19 protein-coding genes are annotated in these 18,866 nt (G+C 71.4%); 3 read left to right on the forward strand and 16 right to left on the reverse strand.

Annotated features, from left to right (window positions below):
* Nucleotides 1-13 precede the first annotated feature (13 nt).
* From ACFVWW_RS33055 to ACFVWW_RS33100, 10 genes are all read right to left on the reverse strand, one after another.
* Nucleotides 14-1,102 (reverse strand): WD40/YVTN/BNR-like repeat-containing protein, encoded by a 1,089-nt coding sequence (locus ACFVWW_RS33055; protein WP_384190892.1) that lies wholly within the window; start codon nucleotides 1,100-1,102, stop codon nucleotides 14-16.
* Nucleotides 1,103-1,291: 189 nt separating this feature from the next.
* Nucleotides 1,292-2,422 carry an LLM class flavin-dependent oxidoreductase gene (locus tag ACFVWW_RS33060; protein WP_386877992.1) on the reverse strand — a complete coding sequence of 377 codons (1,131 nt, stop codon included), beginning with the start codon at nucleotides 2,420-2,422 and terminating at the stop codon, nucleotides 1,292-1,294.
* Nucleotides 2,423-2,436: 14 nt separating this feature from the next.
* Nucleotides 2,437-3,507: an LLM class flavin-dependent oxidoreductase gene (locus ACFVWW_RS33065; RefSeq protein WP_386877993.1), complete on the reverse strand. Its 1,071-nt coding sequence runs from the start codon at nucleotides 3,505-3,507 to the stop codon at nucleotides 2,437-2,439.
* A complete protein-coding gene (locus ACFVWW_RS33070; protein ID WP_386877994.1) occupies nucleotides 3,504-4,889 on the reverse strand; it encodes an NtaA/DmoA family FMN-dependent monooxygenase in 1,386 nt (461 codons plus the stop codon). The genes ACFVWW_RS33065 and ACFVWW_RS33070 overlap by 4 nt, the downstream gene beginning before the upstream one ends.
* A 20-nt stretch (nucleotides 4,890-4,909) precedes the next feature.
* Entirely contained in the window at nucleotides 4,910-6,118 is a 1,209-nt protein-coding gene (locus ACFVWW_RS33075) for an LLM class flavin-dependent oxidoreductase (RefSeq protein ID WP_386877995.1), read from the reverse strand.
* A gap of 135 nt (nucleotides 6,119-6,253) precedes the next feature.
* Nucleotides 6,254-6,385, reverse strand: a complete 132-nt coding sequence (locus ACFVWW_RS33080; RefSeq protein WP_384190880.1) for a putative leader peptide — start codon at nucleotides 6,383-6,385, stop codon at nucleotides 6,254-6,256.
* Nucleotides 6,386-6,440: 55 nt separating this feature from the next.
* A complete protein-coding gene (locus ACFVWW_RS33085) occupies nucleotides 6,441-7,217 on the reverse strand; it encodes a glutathione S-transferase C-terminal domain-containing protein (protein ID WP_386877996.1) in 777 nt (258 codons plus the stop codon).
* Nucleotides 7,218-7,349: 132 nt separating this feature from the next.
* Complete coding sequence (locus tag ACFVWW_RS33090; RefSeq protein ID WP_384190874.1) at nucleotides 7,350-7,487, reverse strand: hypothetical protein; 138 nt, start codon at nucleotides 7,485-7,487, stop codon at nucleotides 7,350-7,352.
* 147 nt (nucleotides 7,488-7,634) lie between these two features.
* On the reverse strand, nucleotides 7,635-8,198 hold the full coding sequence (locus tag ACFVWW_RS33095) for a rhodanese-like domain-containing protein (RefSeq protein ID WP_384190872.1): 564 nt from the start codon (nucleotides 8,196-8,198) through the stop codon (nucleotides 7,635-7,637).
* A 171-nt stretch (nucleotides 8,199-8,369) separates the two neighbouring features.
* Nucleotides 8,370-9,743 carry an FAD-dependent oxidoreductase gene (locus ACFVWW_RS33100; protein ID WP_386877997.1) on the reverse strand — a complete coding sequence of 458 codons (1,374 nt, stop codon included), beginning with the start codon at nucleotides 9,741-9,743 and terminating at the stop codon, nucleotides 8,370-8,372.
* 136 nt (nucleotides 9,744-9,879) lie between these two features.
* Between ACFVWW_RS33100 and ACFVWW_RS33105 the strand changes: the two genes are divergently transcribed.
* On the forward strand, nucleotides 9,880-10,737 hold the full coding sequence (locus ACFVWW_RS33105; RefSeq protein ID WP_386877998.1) for a DUF6214 family protein: 858 nt from the start codon (nucleotides 9,880-9,882) through the stop codon (nucleotides 10,735-10,737).
* A gap of 35 nt (nucleotides 10,738-10,772) precedes the next feature.
* Here the strand turns inward: ACFVWW_RS33105 and ACFVWW_RS33110 are convergent, their stop codons facing one another.
* Complete coding sequence (locus ACFVWW_RS33110; RefSeq protein ID WP_386877999.1) at nucleotides 10,773-11,405, reverse strand: DUF305 domain-containing protein; 633 nt, start codon at nucleotides 11,403-11,405, stop codon at nucleotides 10,773-10,775.
* 203 nt (nucleotides 11,406-11,608) lie between these two features.
* Here ACFVWW_RS33110 and ACFVWW_RS33115 point away from each other — a divergent pair, with 203 nt between their 5' ends.
* Nucleotides 11,609-13,105 (forward strand): LVIVD repeat-containing protein, encoded by a 1,497-nt coding sequence (locus ACFVWW_RS33115; protein WP_384190860.1) that lies wholly within the window; start codon nucleotides 11,609-11,611, stop codon nucleotides 13,103-13,105.
* On the opposite strand, the gene ACFVWW_RS33120 is transcribed toward ACFVWW_RS33115, so the two are convergent.
* From ACFVWW_RS33120 to ACFVWW_RS33140, 5 genes are all read right to left on the reverse strand, one after another.
* Nucleotides 13,081-13,734, reverse strand: a complete 654-nt coding sequence (locus tag ACFVWW_RS33120) for a TetR/AcrR family transcriptional regulator (protein WP_384190857.1) — start codon at nucleotides 13,732-13,734, stop codon at nucleotides 13,081-13,083. The genes ACFVWW_RS33115 and ACFVWW_RS33120 overlap by 25 nt on opposite strands.
* 227 nt (nucleotides 13,735-13,961) lie before the next feature.
* Nucleotides 13,962-14,672, reverse strand: a complete 711-nt coding sequence (locus ACFVWW_RS33125) for an HAD family hydrolase (RefSeq protein WP_384190854.1) — start codon at nucleotides 14,670-14,672, stop codon at nucleotides 13,962-13,964.
* Between the two features lie 19 nt (nucleotides 14,673-14,691).
* Complete coding sequence (locus ACFVWW_RS33130; protein WP_384190851.1) at nucleotides 14,692-15,387, reverse strand: phosphatase PAP2 family protein; 696 nt, start codon at nucleotides 15,385-15,387, stop codon at nucleotides 14,692-14,694.
* A gap of 198 nt (nucleotides 15,388-15,585) precedes the next feature.
* Entirely contained in the window at nucleotides 15,586-16,521 is a 936-nt protein-coding gene (locus ACFVWW_RS33135) for a M56 family metallopeptidase (RefSeq protein ID WP_386878001.1), read from the reverse strand.
* A gap of 112 nt (nucleotides 16,522-16,633) precedes the next feature.
* Nucleotides 16,634-17,212 (reverse strand): DUF5134 domain-containing protein, encoded by a 579-nt coding sequence (locus ACFVWW_RS33140; protein ID WP_384192591.1) that lies wholly within the window; start codon nucleotides 17,210-17,212, stop codon nucleotides 16,634-16,636.
* 371 nt (nucleotides 17,213-17,583) lie between these two features.
* Between ACFVWW_RS33140 and ACFVWW_RS33145 the strand changes: the two genes are divergently transcribed.
* Complete coding sequence (locus ACFVWW_RS33145; RefSeq protein ID WP_384192594.1) at nucleotides 17,584-18,852, forward strand: glycoside hydrolase family 71/99-like protein; 1,269 nt, start codon at nucleotides 17,584-17,586, stop codon at nucleotides 18,850-18,852.
* Nucleotides 18,853-18,866 lie beyond the last annotated feature (14 nt).

Genomic DNA, 18,866 nt, shown 5'->3' on the forward strand with positions numbered 1-18,866 from the left:
CGCCGCACGGTGTTTACGCGCCGAGGGTGGCCGCCCGGACGCAGAGCACATCCGGCAGATGAGAGGCGAGCTGCTGCCAGCTGTCCCCGTCGTCCGCGCTCGCGAACACCTCGCCGTTGCGATTTCCGAAGTACACCCCCGCCGGGTCGGCGTCGTCCGTGCACATCGCGTCGCGCAGCACCGTGCCGAAGTGATCACCCTCGGGCAGCCCGGCCGACAACGGCTCCCAGCTGCCGCCCGCGTCCTGGGTGCGGTAGACCCGGCACCGCCGCCCGGCGGGGACACGGTCCGCGTCGGCGTTGATCGGGAAGACATAGGCCACATCGGCGCGGTGCGGATGCGCGGCGACCGTGAAGCCGAAGTCGGACGGCAGCCCGGCGCCGATGTCGGTCCACCGGCCGCCCGCGTCGTCGCTGCGGAACACGCCCCAGTGGTTCTGCAGATACAGCCGGTCCAGATCGCCCGCGTCCTGCGCGATCTTGTGGACGCACTGGCCGAACTCCGGATGCGGGTCGGGCAGGAAGACCGCCGACACGCCTTGGTTGGACGGCGCCCAGCTCTCGCCGCCGTCCCGGGAGCGGAACACCCCCGCCGTGGAGACCGCGACGGTCACCGCCTTCGGATCCCGGTGGTCCGTCACCACCGTGTGCACGGCCTCACCACCGCCGCCCGGTACCCACCGCGAGCGGGTGGGGTGTTCCCACAGCGGCCGGACCAGCTGGAAGGTCTCGCCGCCGTCGTCGGAGCGGAACAGAGCGGCCGGCTCGGTGCCCGCGTACACCGTGTCGGGCGTCGCGGGGCCGGCCGGATGCAGCTGCCAGACCCGCTCCAGGGACGCGCCCGTGTCCTTGGGGAATTTCACCGCGGGTGCGCTCGGCTCGGTCCAGCTCACCCCGAGATCGTCGGAGTGGAACACGGACGGGCCCCAGTGCGCGCTGTCACCGCCGACCAGCAGCCGCGGGACGGCCCTGCGCGTGTCGATCCCGATCGAGTAGACCGCCTGCGCGTTGAAATGCGGGCCGTCGAACTCCCATCGGCCGCTGTGCCTGCGGCCGATGAAGAGCCCTTTGCGAGTACCTACGGTGAGCAATACGTCGGTCATGGCCGACACCTCCAGGACGCCGTTGTCGCAGATACGGGTCAGTCTGCACCCGCCCACTGACAGCGGCCCCTGACGTGAACGTCCGCACAGGTCAGACGGCATTTCTCCGGGCGTGGCCGGCCCACCGCCGCAGCGGCCGGACCTGCCTCAGCGGCCCCCGGAGCGCTCGTCCGGCCGCCCGGCTCGCGGTCACCGCCGGCTCCACTCGTCGCTGAGCAGCTCGTAGGAGCGGACCCGGTCGGCGTGGTCGTGGGTGATGGTGGTGATGATCAGCTCGTCGGCGCCGGTGGCGTCGCGCAGCGTCTCCAGCTGATCGGCGACCTGCCGGGGCGAGCCCACGAACTGCGTGTCGAGGCGGTCCTCGACCAGCGCGCGGTCCTCCTCCGTCCAGGCGTGGGCGCGGGCCTCGTCGGGGGAGGGGAACGGGATGGCGCCGTCGCCGCTGCGGATGCTGCGTACCCACAGGCCGTAGCCGGTGGCCAATTCGCGGGCGGTGGACTCGTCCTCGGCGACGACGACGTCGGCGGAGACGCTGACGTACGGCCGCGCCAGCTCGGCGGAGGGTGTGAACGCCGCGCGGTAGGCCTCGGCGGCCTCCAGTACGGTGGCCGGGCTGACGTGGTAATTGGCGGCGAACCGCAGTCCGCGGGCGCCGGCGACGTCCGCGCTGATCCCGGCGCTGCTGCCCAGGATCCAGACCTCCAGCTCGGCTCCTTCGCCGGGTACGACGTGTGCCTCGACCCCGTCGGCGGTGGCGTAGGTGCCGGCCAGCAGCGCGAGGACATCGGCGATCTGCTCGTCGTAGGGCTGGGATTCGGCGCCCGGCTGCTGGAGCAGCTTCTTGTGCAGGACGAAACGCGGGTGGCGCAGCAGGTGCTCGAAGGAGAACCGGGCCGGGATCCTCAGCCCGCCCGGCGTCCGCCCGTCCACGACGGCCGCCGCACCGACCAGTGCCGGCTGCCGGCCGGACGGCGCGGGCCGGCCCCCGGAGCGGCCCAGACCGAGGTCGAACCGGCCGGGGTGGAGCGCGTCGAGCAGCCCGAACTCCTCGACCGTGGCCAGGGCGGTGCGGTGGCCGAGCTGCACCGCGCCGGCGCCGAGCCGGATGGTGGAGGTCGCGGCGGCGGTGAGGGCGAGGACGACCGCCGGGGAGGTGCCCGCGACGCCGGGGTTGAGGTGGTGCTCGGCGAACCAGTAGCGGGCGTAACCGAGGCGCTCGGCCTGCTGGGCCAGGTCGATGCTGTTGCGCAGCGCCTGGCTCGCGGTGGACCCGGACGAGATCGGCACGAGGTCCAGAACAGCGAGGGGAGTGTTGGCCATGATGCTGCTCCTTGTCAGAGGGCCGTGGCGGGCGCGACCGGGCCCCAGGCGAACGGCGGGTCGGGGATCTCACGGCGCAGGGTCGGGGCGATGTCGGACTGGAACAGCTCAAGGCTGTCCCGGTGCCGGCCGTCGGTGAGGCCGTCGCCGTCCGCGTGCAGGTGCAGCACGCTGTGGCCGAACTGCTCGTGGTAGCGGTGCACCTTCTCGATCACCTGCTGCGGGCTGCCGATGAGGGCGGAGCTGCGCTCGACGAAGTCGTCCAGGGTGCGGAAGACCGGTTCGAGGCCGAGCTGCTTCTGAAAGGCCAGACGGCCCTCGAAGACCGGCCGGTAGGCGGCCAGAGCCTCCTGCGAGGTGCGGGCGGTGTAGAAACCGGCCGTTCCCGCGCCGACCGTGGCCAGGGCGGGGTCGTGGCCGTAGTGCTCCCACTGCTGCCGGTAGTAGCGGATGAGCTCGGCGTAGGGCTCGATCGGGTTGGTGACATTGGCGGAGAACAGCGGATCCCCGTAGCGGGCGGCGAGATCCACCGATTCCCGGCTGGTCGCGCTGCCGTGCCAGACCCGGATCGGCTGCTGGAACGGCCGGGGCCAGACCTCGGCCTCCTTCAGCTCCGGGCGGAAGCGGCTCGCGTACGTCACCTTGTCCTGCCGCCAGATCCGGCGGAACAGCTCGTACGACTCGGCGTTGCGGTCCCACTGGTCCTCGGCGGTGACGTGGAACAGCTCGCGCTGGGCCGTGCCGTTGCCCTTGCCGATGATCAGATCGAGCCGGCCGTTGGAGAGGTGGTCGAGGGTCGCGTAGTCCTCGTACGCCCGCACCGGATCGAGCAGGCTCAGCGTCGTCACGGCGGTGAACAGCCGGATCCGCCGGGTGAGGGCGGCGAGGTGGCTGAGCACCACCGTCGGCGAGGACGAGATGAACGGCCGCTCGTGGCGCTCGCCGACGCCGAAGCCGTCGAAGCCCAGCTCCTCGGCGAGCAGGGCGTTGTCGATCACCTCACGGAAGCGGTCCTGGGTGGACTTCCGCACGCCGGTCACCGGGTCCGGGGCGTGCACGATCAGGGTGATGGCCAGGAACTTCACGACGCGGCCCGCTCGGCCGCCGCGTCGGCGTCGGGATGGGCCAGGCCGAGGTGGTCGCGCAGGGTGGCGCCCTCGTACTCCGTACGGAACACGCCGCGCTCCTGGAGCAGCGGGACGACGGTGTCCGCGAAGACGTCGAGCCCGCCGGGGGTGATGTGGGGGACGAGGATGAAGCCGTCGCCGGCATCGGCCTGCACGAAGGAGTTGATGGTCTCGGCGACGGTGGCCGGGGAGCCGACGAATGCCTGACGGCTGCCGGTCTCGATGACCAGATCCCGGATCGACCACTTGTTGGCGGCCGCGAGCTCCCGCCACTCGCGGGCGGTGGCCAGCGGGTCGCGGTACATCCGCACCTGGGCGCGGCCGCGGGCGATGGTGTGCTCGCCGAGGTCGGGGTCGATGTCGGGGAGCGGTCCTTCCGGGTCGTAGCCGGACAGGTCGCGGTTCCAGACGAATTCCAGGTGCTTGATGGCGGTGGCGCCGCTGACCTGCTGGCGGCGCACCTCGCGGGCCAGCTCCTGCGCCTCGGTGTCCGTGTCGCCGAGGACGAAGGTCGCGGCGGGCAGGATCAGCAGCTGGTCGTGGGTGCGTCCATGATGGGCGAGGCGGCCCTTGACGTCCGTGTAGAACGCCTGGCCCTCCTTGAGGGTACTGTAGCGGCTGAAGATCGCGTCCGCGCTCGACGCCGCGAACTCGCGTCCTTCCTCGGAGTCGCCGGCCTGGAAGATCACCGGGCGGCCCTGGGGGCTGCGCGGGACGTTGAACTGTCCGGCGATGTCGAAGTGCCGGCCCTGGTGCACGAAGGCCCCGGCCCGCGCGTCCCGCAGGAAGGTGCCCGACTCCTTGTCGGCGGCTATCTCGTCGCCCTGCCAGGAGTCGAACAACTCGGTGGTGGTGCTCAGGAACTCCTTCGCCCGCGAGTAGCGCTCGTTCTGCGGCAGGAAGCCGCCGCGGCGGAAGTTCTCGCCGGTGAAGGCGTCCCACGAGGTGACGACGTTCCAGGCGGCGCGGCCGTCCGACAGATGGTCGAGGCTGGCGAACTGGCGGGCCACCTCGTAGGGCTCGTTGAAGGTCGAGTTGATCGTGCCGGTCAGGCCGAGGCGTTCGGTGACGGCGGCGAGCGCGGTCAGGACGGTGAAGGTGTCGGGCCGCCCGACGACGTCCAAGTCGTAGATCCGGCCGCCCTGTTCCCGCAGCCGCAGGCCCTCGGCGAGAAAGAGGAAGTCGAACTTGGCGCGCTCGGCGGTCTGCGCGAAGTGTACGAACGAGCTGAACTCGACGTGGCTGCCCGCCTTCGGGTCGCTCCATACGGTGGTGTTGTTGACGCCGGGGAAATGCGCGGCGAGGTGGATCTGCTTCAGTGGCGTGGCGGACTTGCTCATACTCGTACGGTCCTTCCGGCTCAGGCGGCGGCGTAGCGGTTGGCGGGGTGGGTCAGTCCGAGCAGCCCGCGCAGGGTGCTCGCCTCGTACGCGGTACGGAACGCGCCACGGCGCTGGAGTTCGGGCACGAGGTGGCGGGTGATCTGCTCCAGGTCGTACGGAAGGGCGGCGGGCCGCAGCCGGAAGCCGGTCAATCCGGCGTCCCGCAATTCCTCGAGCAGGTCCGCGAGTTGCCCGGGAGTCCCGGTGAAGACGCGGGCATCGCCGCTGTACTCGGCGCCGGCGCGTTCGTCCAGGCGGGCCTTGCGGTCCGCGGCGGCGCCGGGGTCGTCGTCGAGGAAGACCACCAGGTCGCCGAAGACGTGCACGGTCTCGTCGGCGCGGCCGGCGGCGGCCTGCGCCGCGCGGATCTCGGCCAGGACGGCCCGGGCGTCATCGGCGCCGTCCGGGGTGACGAATCCGAGGTCGGCCGAGCGGGCGACCAGTTCGTACGGGACGGACGCGTGCGCCAGCGCGGCGACGAGCGGCTGTCCCTGGGGCGGGCGCGGGGTGATCGAGGGGCCCTTCACACTGAAGTGCGCGCCCTCGAAGTCGATGTAGTGCAGCTTGTCGCGGTCGATGAACCGGCCGGTGGCGACATCGCGGATCTCCGCGTCGTCCTCCCAGCTGTCCCAGAGCCGGCGCAGCACCTCGACGTAGTCCGCGGCTTCGTCGAACAGCTCCTTCACCCAGGGCTGTCCCGCCGCCGTGGCCAGGTCCTCGATGCGCAGGCCCGGCACCGTACGGCGGCCGAAGTGCGTGGCCTCGTCGGCGCGTCCGGACACCCTGACCTGGATTCCGGCCCGTCCGGTGCTCACGTAGTCGAGGGTGGCGATTGCCTTCGAGAGGTGGAAGGGCTCGGTGTGGGTGACCACGGCGGTCGGGATCACCCCGATGTTCCGGGTCAGCGGCGCCACCCGGGCGGCGATCAGTACCGCGTCCAGCCGGCCCCGTACCTGGTCGGTGCGCTCGTCCGGCTCGACGTACCGGGAGGTCTGGAGGCTCAGCGAGTCATCGATGGTCACGAAGTCCAGCAGACCCCGCTCGGCCTCGGTGACCAGGCCGGTCCAGTACCGCGCGGTGAACAGTTCGCCGGGCCGGGCGTCCGGCTCCCGCCAGGCCGCGGGATGCCAGCCGGCGCCATCGAGGGCGACGGCCAGGTGGAGGGCTGCGTGTGATGCTCGGGGCATGGGTGCACTGCTTCCTATGAGCATGCCGAAAGACGTCCGCGCCCGTGCTCAGTCGGGGTGGAGACGTCCGCGAAAAGGGAAAAGGGCCGGCGAAAGGGAGGGCCGGGCGAAGGCAGGGCCAGGTGCGGAAACGGCCTAAGCGGCCGGGTGTCGCGCGGCGACGGACTCGTACGCCGGACACAGGGCGGCGGCGACGCGCTGGAGATCGATGTGCCGCCGCGAGTACGTGACGACGGTGACCATGGGCCGCTGAGGGGCTCCCCGCACTGCCGTCACCTCCATCCCGACCGGCTCACGCCGTCTCGGCCTCGCGCTTGCGGACTCAGCAAGCCAGGGCTTCCCGCTGACACCGGGATGAACACAGATCCTGACCGCTCTGTTCCCGCTTTCCCTCCAAAGGCGGAATTTTATGGAAAGCCGGATGAGCACCCAGCCGCCGTACGTACGACCAGAGGCGGTCACCAGCGGCGACGCGGCGCACGGCGTCGACGTCCAGGTGGACCAGGGCCACCCACAGATCCACGTCCGCGGCCGTCAGCGTCTCGCCCAGCACATAAGGGTGCGACGCCAGTTGACGCTCCAGGAGATCCAGCGCCGGGCCCTGGACGAGGCCCTCGCCGAGGAGTTCGCGTACGGCGTCGATGTCGGCGGCCAGGGAGGCGGGCCGCAGACGGGGCAGATCGGCGTTGTCCCGGTCGGTGAAGTGGCGGGCGAGGTCGTCGAGGATGTCGGGGGTGTGATTGCTGACAACCCGTCCGCTCCACCGGTCGCACAGCGCGGGCACGGTCAGCGGACCGGCGTAGTGGTGCCGGGTGGTCTCGTAGGCCGTACGCAGCGGAGCGAGCGCGTCGCAGCCGTCGGCCGGGAACGGCAGGAGCGTGGTGCCGACCGTCTCGTCGAGTCCGAGCAGGCCGAGGGTGATCGAGACGCGCAGCGAGCGCGGACAGCCGCGCGAGAGATACAGGTGGTAGCGGTGCGGCGCCGGGTAGAAACCACCGCCCGGATCGGCGCCGATCCGGGCGCGGAAGTGCGTGGACATGACGGCGTGGGGATCGTGAAGCGTTGCCGGAAGCGACGTGTGCGCAAAGGTCTGGGACATGGCTGTCTCCATGGGTGCGGTGGAGCCACGGTGACTTCTTCGGCGCCGGTGGCCGTGCGGGGAGGATGGCCCGGCGGCGCGCCGCGGCGCGCAACGCCCGGACCCAGGACTGCGATTGCGGACCGGTTCGGCTCAGCCGGTCGGAGCGCAGCCGCGCCGGAGCCGCAGCAGATCGATGTGGCGGCGCTTGGTCAGCACGTGCGGACGCGGCAGCGGCGCCTGCCGGAGGGGCCGACAGGCGCTCTCGCTCTTCTCGGATGTCCTGGGCATGCGCGCCGGTCCCGTCATCGGGCCTCGCCGGAGCACGAGACCGCACGTGCCCCACCGCACCGGTGGGGACCTGGTCGACCGTCGCCCATCAGTGTGGGTGCGGCCCGGTGGACCGTCAAGAAGGCGACGGAGCGGCCTGACGCTGCGTCAGCCGACGAGGGCGGCGAGGGTGGCGTCGAGGTCGGTGGCGCGGGGCTGGTTGTGGGGGAGCTTGGCCAGGACGCGGGCCATGCCACACGTGTCGGTGAGGGCGGAGAAGACCAGGCCGCCGGCGACGCCCGCGGACAGCCAGCGGGCCGCGGGCCGGCGCTGTCCGGCGATGAGTCCGGTCAGGACGAGGGCTCCGGCGGTGAGCCGGACCTGCCGTTCCATGGCCCAGGCCGCGCGGGCGCCGGCGGGGCGGTGGATGTCGTGGCCGAGCTGGATCCAGTTGTCGGTGCCGCCGGTGAGGCCGGCGGCGGGTATCCCGTGCTCGGCGAGGCGCCGGCAGGCTTGGGCGGAGCGGACGCCGGAGGCGCAGACGAGAAGGAGATCGCCGCGGCCGGCTGCGATCTTTATGGCGTCGAGTGCCCGGTCGAGGTGGTCCAGGGGGATGTTGTGGGCACCGGGCAGGTGGCCGGAGGCGTATTCGCCGGGGGTGCGCACGTCGATGACGGTCAGCTCGGCAAGGCGGGCGTGAGCCTGCTCGGGGGCGAGGGCGATGGTGGTCATGGGGGCCTTCCTGTAGGGGCGGTACTGGTCAGGCGAAAGCGTCAATCACTTGCTCCGTTGGGGTATTCCGTGCGTGGCGTCGAGCACGCCGCGCTGCCGGAGCGCGAGTGGCGCGAACTCGCCCCCGTTCTCGCCGCCCCCGCAGGATGCCCGAGCCGGTATCGGTGGGTCTCAGCGGTCCGACTCCGGTCTGCCGGGCCCGCGCAGTGCCGCCTCCAGCAGTCCCGGCCAGTCCGGGATCTTCACCGACCGCCGCCCCAGCGTCCGCCCGAGCGCCGACTCGGCCTCCTCGATCGCCAGCCAGCCCGGCCACTCCACCGGCCGCTGACCCGACTCCCGCAGCGCGGCGGCGGGATCCTCCGCCACCCGCCGTGCGGCCAGCGCCGGAGCATCGTCGAGAAGGGAGGCGACGGTCTCCTTCGCGCAGGGCCGATTGGTGCCGATCACCCCCGTGGGGCCGCGCTTGATCCAGCCGGCCACATATTCGCCGGGGGAGGGCACGCCGTCCCGCAGCACACGCCCCGCCGTGTGCGGGACCGTGCCCGTGGTCGCGTCGAACGGCAGCCCCGCCAGCGGTACGCCCCGGTAGCCGACCGCCCTCAGCACGAGCTGCGCCTTGATGTCCTCGTACGCGCCGGTGCCCCGCACCCCGCCCTCGCCGTCCGGCACGGTGCGCTCGAAACGCACCCCGGCGACCCGTCCGCCCGCTTCCAGGATCTCCACGGGCCGCAGGAAGAACCGCAGGTGGATCCGGCGTGCCCGATGCTGCGGAGGCAGCGCCGCCCAGCCGCGTACGACCTCCAGATTGCGCCGGTTCGCCGCCGGCAGGGTCACCTCCGCCGTCCCCGTGTACGCCGGGTCCAGATCCAGGTCCGCCTGCTCCACCCTGATCTCCGCCGACGGGAGCGAGCCCAGCTCCCGCAGCTCCTTGGTGGTGAACTTCGCCTGTGAAGGACCCCGTCTGCCCACGATGTGCGTCTCGCGCAGGCCGCTGGCGGCCAGTGCCCCGAGAGCCGCGTGGGGCACATCGGTCGTGCGCAGTTCATCGGCGCCGCGCGCCAGGATACGGGTCACATCGACGGCGACATTGCCCACGCCGATCACCACCGCCGACTCTCCGTCCAGCGCGAATCCCCTGGTCGCCGCGTCGGGGTGGGCGCTGTACCAGGAGACGAAGTCGGTGGCGGAGAAGCTGCCGGGCAGTTCCTCGCCGGGCACCCCGAGCGCTCGGTCCCTGGCGGCCCCGACGCAGTAGACGACGCCGTGATACAGCTCGAGCAGCCGCTCGGGCGTGAGCCCTCCCGTGCCCACCTCGACATGGCCGAGAAAGCCGACCCGCTCGTGCTCCAGCACCGCCCGCAGACTGCTCTGGAGCGATTTGATCTTCTCGTGGTCGGGCGCGACGCCGTAGCGCACCAGTCCGTACGGGCAGGGGAGCCGGTCCAGGATCTGCACCTGGACATCGGGCACACGGGTCTGCTGGACGAGGGCCTGGGCGGCGTACACGCCACTGGGACCGGATCCGACGACGGCGATGCGCAGCACGGCGCACTCCTTCCCACCGGGATTCCAGCATCGCACCGGCGCGCCGGACCGGTGCGATGAGCCGACAGGGTGCCGTACGGAGTGAGCACGTGCGCGCCCTGACAATCAGGGCGAATCGGCTGATTAAGGTGCGAATGTGTCGGAACATAAATTGAATTCCGCCCAGGACCCGAATGAGCACGACGCGTACGAGTGGCCCATCTGGGAGGTGCAGGGGCACGGCACCGTCACCGGCTCCGGGGATCCCCGGGACGGCGCCGCCCGGCGCGAGGTCGTCCCGCCCTGGGTCGACATCCGGCTGACCTTCGCGGACGGCGCCCGGCTCGATGTGCTGGCGGTGGTACGCGACGGCCGCATCGCCATCGAGGGCGCGCAAGCCGATCCACCGCTGGCCCTGGACGGCTTCGCCGCCCTCGCCGAGGCGATCGAGGCACCGCTCGTGAACGCCTGCCAGGTGGTCGCCGGTCATCACCGGCCACCCGCGCCGCAGCCCGCCGGCGACCGGCCCGCCGGTGAGCCCGCGGCCGTCGAGCCCGCCGCCAGTGAGGTCACCACCCGTGAGCCCGCGGCCGGTGAGCCCGCCCTCGGTGAGCCCGCCCTCGGTGAGCCGGCCGAGCGCGGACCGGACGCCATCGAGCCCGCGGCCGCCGAAGCAGCCGTCGAACCGGCCGTCGAACCCGCCGTCGTCGAAGCGGCCACCGTCGAACCGGCCATCGTCCAGCCGGACGCGGCTGACGTGTCCGAGAGCGGTCCGCACGCCGACCGCGGTGAGGAACGTGAGCCGACCGGCAGGCACCGCGGCCGCCCCGCCGTGCAGCGCGGCGGCGCCACCCGGCTGAGCGTCGCCGAGATCTACCGCGCCGCCCAGCAGGAGGGCCAGGATCCGGTGCTCGCGGTGATGTCCGCCACCGGGTTCAGCCGCCGCAAGTCGCTGAGGCTGATCGCCGGCGCCCGCGACGAGGGTCATCTGTCACCCCGTCACCACCGCCGCTGACCGCACGGCACCCGGACCGCCGGTCGGCCCGTGCCTCACATCCCGCGCATCCGGCTCATCTCGACGGTCTGCTGGGCGATGACATCGGTCGCCATCTCCTCCACCTGCACGTTGTTGCCCTCTGAGAGCGCTTCGGTGGCCATGGTGATCGCCCCCTGATGGTGAGTGATCATCAGTTTGAGGAAGAGCTCGTCGAAGGCCTTGCCCTTTGCCGCCCGCAACTGCGCCAGTTGGGCCTTCGTGGCCATTCCGGGCATCGTGCCGTGGTCGTGCCCCGCCTGTTTCCGGGCGCCGCCGTGCTGGGTCAGCCAGCCCTCCATCGCGCCGATCTCGGGCTTCTGCGCGGCGGCGATCCGATCGGCGAGCCCCTTCACGGACGTCGACGCGGCCCGGTCCGGCACGAGCGCCGTCAGTTCCAGCGCCTGGCCGTGATGGACGATCATCATCTGCGCGTAGGTGAAATCTGCGGAGTTGGGGGTGTTGTCGGGGGCGGCCTTCACCGCCTCCTCGGGCGAGAGGGTCCGCGCGGGCTCACCCGGCGCACCGGGTGCCACCACACCCCGGGCACCGTCCCCCTTGGCCTTCGCGGGGCTGTCGTCGCCCGAGTCGCAGGCTCCCAGGGCGAGTACGGCGACGGCGACCGCGGTCGCGACGGCGGACCTGCGCACGCGCGGGCTCCTGTGGCGGATCAACACAGCGACCTCCTGAGGTACATGACGGGGCAGAACACCGTCCTAACACGCTTCCGTGGACGAGTGATCAAAAACTTTCATTACGTCTCTGTTGCCATCTGTTGAGATGTACATGAGAGGGACGATACTGCCGAGGTCCGTGACCCGTTCAACTCTGAACGGATACAAGGGAGGACGCAGTGATCTCGTTGCACACCACCCGAGCGCGGCGCAGACGTCTGGGCGTGGCGGCAGCCGCGGCCGGGCTCTTCGCCACGCTGCTGACCGCTGGACCGGCGGCGGCCACCCCCGACCCCGGTGATGGCCCCGCCCAGCAGAAGATCTCCGCCGGCGTGGCCGCCGAAGCGAAGGCCGCCATCGAGAAGGGCGACATACCCGGTGTGGACGAGATCGTCCACAGCGACAACATCGAGCACCTGGTCAATGTCCCCAAGGACCTGATCAAGGGGACCAACTCGGACCTCACGTTCCAGGGGAAGTACGCCTTCTCCGGCAACTACGACGGCTTCCGGATCTTCGACATCAGCAACCCGAGGTCGCCGAAGACGGTCGCCCAGGTCCTGTGTCCCGGATCGCAGAACGACATCACCGTCTCCGGTGACCTGCTCTTCCTCTCCACGGACTCCTCCCGCAGTGACAACTCCTGCACGAGTGCCACGCAGCCCGCGACGGAGAAGTCCTCCTGGGAGGGCATGAAGATCTTCGACATCAGCGACAAGCGGAACCCCAAGTACGTCGCCGCTGTCGAGACCGCCTGCGGCTCGCACACGCACACGCTGGTGCCGGAGCGCAAGGACGTCTACATCTACGTCTCCTCGTACTCGCCCAGCGCGACCTTCCCGGACTGCCAGCCGCCGCACGACGGCATCTCCATCATCAAGGTGCCGCGCAAGGCCCCGCAGAACGCCGCGATCGTGAACTTCCCCGTGCTGTTCCCGGACGGCGGCAACCCGGGCGCGCCCACCAACCCGGGTGTCTCCGCGACCACCGGCTGCCACGACATCACCGTGCTGCCCTCGAAGGACCTGGCCGCCGGCGCCTGCATGGGTGACGGCATCCTCTTCGACATCAAGAACCCGGAACGCCCCAGGGTGATCGACCGGGTCCAGGACAATGTCAACTTCGCCTTCTGGCACTCGGCCACCTTCAACCAGGATGCCGACAAGGTCGTCTTCACCGATGAGCTGGGCGGCGGTGGCGCCGCCACCTGCAACGCCGAGATCGGCCCGAAGCGCGGCGCCGACGGCATCTACGACATCGTCGGCCGGGGCGACCACCGCAAGCTGGTCTTCCGCAGCTACTTCAAGATCCCCCGCTACCAGGCGGAGACCGAGGTCTGCGTCGCCCACAACGGCTCGCTGATCCCGGTCAAGGGCCGCGACATCATGGTCCAGGCCTGGTACCAGGGCGGCATCTCGGTGTGGGACTTCACCGACTCCTCGAAGCCGAAGGAGATCGCCTTCTTCGAGCGCGGTCCCATCTCCACCACCAGTGTCACGACCGCGGGGCCCTGGTCGGCGTACTACTACAACGGCTACATCTACTCGAACGACATCGCCAAGGGCTTCGATGTGCTGAAGCTCGACGACCGCAGGACCGACCCGGCGAAGCGGGTGCGACTGGATGAGCTCAACGTCCAGACGCAGCCCGACTACTTCGACCGCTTCGGCCACTGAAGGACGATGTCCTGACTCGTTCCGCCGGGCGGCTCCCCGTCCGGCGGAACGCCGAGCTCCCACTCCAGCCCGTAGCGCCTGAACAGCTCGGCGCGCAGCCGGGGCAGTGGCATCGGCGCCCCCGGCATCAGGACCGCGAAGACCGCGCCCATCAGCAGGGCGCGCAGCAGCGGATAGTCGCTGTCCGGGGCCTGTGAGCCGTACCGCACGACCGTCTCGCGCAGCAGCTGCGCGAGACGCTGCTGTTCCGGGCACTGCACAAAGCCCTCGGCCTGCAGGATTCCGGCCATGTGCGTCCGCATCAGCACGGGGCTCTCCGCCGTCAGCCCGAGGATGGCGTCGATCGCCCGCGCCATCAGCTCCCGCCCGTCGTCCGTGGCCGGCTCGCGCTCCAGCGCGGCTTCCAGCGTGCGGTGCATCAGCCGGTGCACCGCGGACTGCAGCAGCTGGCGTTTCCCCGGGAAGTAGTACGACACGAGACCGCGCGCCGAACCGGCCCGGTCGGCGATGTCGGCGAGCGTCGTGGCCTCGTAACCGCGCTCGGCGACCAGCTCCACCGTCGCCTGCAGCAACCGCTCCCGGGAACGACGGCGGAGCTCTTCATTGACCGATGCGCTCCGCGGGGACATGCTTGACTCCTGCGTTGACTGGCTCTCAGCCAATATACTCAGAGCGTCCTGCTGCGCGCCCTCCGGGCCCGTGCGACGGGGCTGCCGCCTGCCTTGGGCGACGCGGGGGATCGCCCAAGGCAGGCGGCTTCGGCGTGCCCGGACGGCGCGGGAGCGCCCGTTTCCGGGGTTCCGGCCGTCCGTTTCCGGGATTTCGGCGGGGCCCCGGCCGGGGCCCCGCCCCAGGGTTACGGCAGCGGTCCCCGGCTCGCCAGGGCGACGACGGGCCGCAGTCCGGCCGGGCGCTCCTCCACGGGCAGATGGTCCACGAAATGCACCGAGCAGCCCAGCTCCGCCGCGCCGCCGTCCGCCCCCCGGTCGTCCCCGACCATCAGCACATCGTGAGGATCCTGTCCCAGCTCGTCACAGGCCGCCTGGAAGAGCCGCGCGTCCGGCTTCTGGATGCCGTGCTCGTACGAGAGGACATACGCGTCCACCAACGAGTCCAGGCCGTGGGCGCGGAAGACGGGCCGCAGATCCCAGCCGATGTTGCTCACCACCGCGACGCCGAGCCCCCCGCGCCGCAGCGCGCCGAGCACCTCGGCGGCGTCGGCGTACGGACGCCAGGCGGCGGGCGTCATATGGCGCTCGTAGAGCGCGTCGTACAGGGCGGGGTCGGGCAGCGGCACCTGCCGGGCCAGCCCGGTGTACGCGGCGCGGTGCCGCGCGGCGCTCTCGTCGCGGGTGGCCCACAGCGCGGCCAGATCCGGCGGCACCTGCTGCGGGGAGGGGCCGCCGGGCAGCGCACCCGCCACGGCCAGCCGCATCGCGTACCGCCGCACCTCGTCGGGCGGCACGGCGGCGCCCGCCTCGTCGAGCGCGGCCTGCAGCCAGGATCCCGCCGATTCGATACGGAAGAGGGTTCCGGAGAAGTCGAAGAGCACACCCTTGAACGTCATGCGTCCGATCCTCGCGGGGTCACCGCTCCCGGGACAAGGCCAGGCGGCCGTACGTGGCGATCGAGAGGGCGACCAGACAGCCACCGAGCAGCCAGCCGCCCAGCACGTCCGTACCCCAGTGCACTCCCAGCCAGAGCCGGGTGAGGCCCACCCCGGCCACCGAGAGGACCGCGACGGCCAGCGCCGTACGCCACACCAGCGGGCCCGCTCCCTGGCGCCGCAGCAGCCACAGCAGCAGTCCGCAGGTCACCGTGGCCGTCATGGCGTGTCCGGACGGGAACGCGGCGAAGTGCGCGGAGTCGACCGGGTCGGGCCACTGCGGACGCTCCCGCCCCACCCCCGCCTTCAGCCCCTGGGAGAGGGCCGCGCCCACCGCACTCGTGGCCGAGACCCAGACGGCGAGCAGCCGACCGCCCCGCAGATACACCGCGACCACGGCCGCCGCCGTCAGCAGGCGCATCGTCCAGGGATCCCAGGCCCAGTCGGTGAGGACCCGGTTGACCCAGGTGATTCCCGGCTCGGCCACCGCCCAGCGGTGCAGTCCCTCCGCGAGCGCGCGGTCCAGCCGGAGCAGCGGCCCCCACCGCGCCACGACGAGCACCACCAGCACACCCGAGAGGGCGGCCAGCACGGCGGCCGTACGGGCCGGTGTGACCAGCGGGGGACGCGTCGGGGGAGTGGCCGGCGCGGCAGTGGGAATCGGCGGCGAGTACATGAGGTGATCCTTGCCGACGAAGTACGCGTCAACCTAGGTCCTGTCCGGTCGATCTTCGCGGGCCCGCGACGCCCGGCACGGCACCTCGCCGCGTTGTCGGAGTCGTCCAAGTACGTCCAGTACGAGGACGATCCTCCGCCTTGCGATGTACCGCACCGGACGCCGCGGGCTGATCCACGAAGATCGACCGGACAGGACCTAGCCCAGGGCGCGGAGCGCCGGGACGAAAGCGACCAGTACCGGTACCACCGGCACCAGCGCGGCCGCCGCGGTCAGCCGCAGCCGGCGCCCCGCGGTGAGCCGCGGCACGGGCGCCAGCAGCCGGTTCACCCGCTGCGGCAGCTGCGCGTCCGGGGTGGTGCCGGGCCCGAACACCCCGCGGTCCTCGTTCAGTTCGACCAGCGCGAGCGCGATCGTCAGCCGGCCGAACCGCCGCGAGGCGACATCGTCGGCGGCCAGCTCCACCAGCCGGTGCATCTCGTCACGGAACGCCGCGAACACCGGCACCTGCGGAAAGCCGTACGCGAGCGCCGCTGAGCAGTGCAGCAGCCAGTCGTGCCTGGCGCGCGCGTGGCCCTGCTCATGGGCGAGTACCGCATCGAGCTGCCGGCCCTTCAGCCGGCGCAGCGCGGCGGTGGTGATGACCAGCTGGGGCGCGGCGCCCGGCAGCCACCAGGCGTCGGGCCGCTCACCCTCCAGTACGACGAGACGATCGCCGCCGGGCTCCTCGCCGGGCAGCAGGGGGGAGCGTACGAGCAGGTCGCCGCGGCGCTGCCCGCGCCGCCTGCGTGCCTGGTGGATCTCCCGGGTGAGCATCGCCGCCGTCCAGAGGCCGCCGCACGCCAGGACCACGGCGAGCACGGCCGACCACGGCCGGTTCGCGCCGAGGGCGTACGCCTCCACCACTCCGTTCGGGGCGGGCGCGAAGACATGGCCCCGTACGGCCTGCCAGGCGGCGGCCGCGCTGAAGGTCATGGAGAGCGCGAAACTCAGCAGCACGGCCGCCACGACGCACTGCCACACCCACAGCGCCACCACGGGCTCGCGCTCCGGCCAGTCGGCGCGCGACAGGAGCCGCGGGGCGACGACGGCGGCCAGTGCACCGAGCAGCAGCAGCGCCAGGGAGACCATCATGGTCACCAGAGTATGAGGGCGGTGCCGACCAGCGGTACGGACTTGCGGGTCAAGTGACCTACGACACGGTTTCGGCCCGCGTGACGCGCCGACCCATGGCCGGGACGGGACGTCAGAGCGTCAGCAGCATCGCGAGCATGGCGATGCCCATGGACAGCCGGCAGGCCAGCGCCAGCTCGGGCCGGTCGCCCCAGCCGACCGTGGCCGTGCCGCCGCCCGCAGGCCCGGCCGCGGCGGGCCGTGGCAGCAGGCCGGCGCCCGTCCGCAGCACATACCCGGCGTAGTAGACCAGCAGGACTCCCGTGACCAACGGGGCGCCGCCCGCCGTGTGCGCGCCGTGCGCCCCGCCGGGCGCGGCGGCCATCGCCCCGGCCATGTAGACCATCGCGACCATCCCCAGCAGGTGATGCGCGTGGTGCGCCGTGCCGCGGGCCGATGACCGGTTCGGGGCGAGGGCGTACAGCGCCGCACCCGCGAACACCGCCGCGTACACCAGCCAGACCCACCGGGGCGGCGCCGGCACGGCGGCCGCGGGCACCGCCATGGCCGCCATTCCGAACCCCATCAGTGCTTCGCCGCCCGCCGAACCGCGCTGTTCCTCGACGCTGCTGCGTAACCGGAGCAGACAGTAGCTCCCGGCGGCCACGCAGAGCGCGACGAGCAGCCAGCCGGCCATCGCCGGTCCGTGCACCGCGCACCTCCCCCGTCAACGGTGTCGGGAAGGTGATGCCCGGTGCCACCGAGGGGCATTCGAGCGCAGACGAGCGCAGAGGGACACAGAGGGAGCGCACCGGGGGTACACGGGTCGGATCCGGGGCGGCCCCGCGCTATTGCGCATTTCGCTGGAAACGGAAAGCGTAAAGAAAATGGACTGACACACCGAAGGAATTCTTGGCCGAATACCTGGCGTTCGCAGCCTTGTGGCGGACCGCACTGCCCGACTACTTTGCACAGACGTGCCCTTGGGAGCCGGGCGGACTGCCGCCGCCTGTAAATCCCCCCACTCTCCAGGGCTTTACGCATTTCCGGCAGATATCTGGCGGGAGGAAATCCTCCGTGAATATGTCCCGACGATCGGCCATCGCGTCCGCGCTGGCCGCATCGGCCGCGATCGGTGGCGTCAGCATCGCCCCCCAGGGTGCGACGGCAGCCGAACCGAGACGCCGTGCGAAAGCCGGACCCGCCGCGAGTCCCCCCGGGGACGTGGTCGGCAAAATCACCGTGGGCTACCAGGGCTGGTTCGCCTGCACCGGTGACGGCGCCCCCATCAATGGGTGGTGGCACTGGAGTCAGAACATGAGCCAGCCGCCCTCGCCGGGCAATACCACCATCAAGTCCTGGCCGGACATGCGTGAGTACACGCGGGGTTACCCCACCGCCTACGCGAACCTCAACGGTGGCCAGCCCGCGACGCTGTTCTCCTCGTGGGACCAGCAGACGGTCGACACCCACTTCCGCTGGATGCGGGAGAACAACTGCGACACCGCGGCGCTCCAGCGCTTCAACCCCTTCAGCCCCGAGGGCCCCACCCGGGACGCGATGGCGCAGAAGGTGCGCCAGGCCGCCGAGGCCAACGGCCGGAAGTTCTACATCATGTACGACGTCACCGGCTGGACGTCCATGCAGTCCCAGATCAAGGAGGACTGGACGGCGAAAATGAAGGCGCACACCGCGTCCGGCGCCTACGCCCGGCAGAACGGCAAGCCGGTGGTGTGCATCTGGGGCTTCGGATTCAACGACCCCGGCCGGCCGTTCGAGCCCGCGCCGTGCAAAGAGGTCGTCGACTGGTTCAAGTCCCAGGGGTGTTACGTCATCGGTGGAGTGCCCACCCACTGGCGGAACAGCACCGACGACTCACGGCCCGGCTTCTCGGACGTGTACCACTCCTTCAACATGATCTCGCCGTGGATGGTCGGGCGGATCTCCAGCGCCGCCCAGTCCGACCAGTTCTTCCGCGACATCAACACCCCGGACCAGGCCGACTGCGACGCGCACGGCATCGACTACCAGCCCTGCGTGATGCCGGGTGATCTGCAGGAACGGCACCGCGCCCATGGCGACTTCATGTGGCGGCAGTTCTACAACATGGTCAGGGTCGGCGCCCAGGGCGTCTACATCTCCATGTTCGACGAGTTCAACGAGGGCAACCAGATCGCGAAGACCGCCGAGACCGGCGCGCAGGTGCCGGCAGGATCGGGCATCTGGGCGCTCGACGAGGACGGCACCTCCTGCTCGGCGGACTACTATCTGCGGCTGACCGGCGACGGCGGCCGGATGCTCAAGGGCCAGATCGGGCTGACGGCCACGCGGCCGACCCAGCCACGGGTCTGACAGCGGCCCCCAGC

It is taken from the genome of Streptomyces sp. NPDC058198 (assembly GCF_042882605.1).
In the GTDB taxonomy this organism is placed as follows: domain Bacteria; phylum Actinomycetota; class Actinomycetes; order Streptomycetales; family Streptomycetaceae; genus Streptomyces.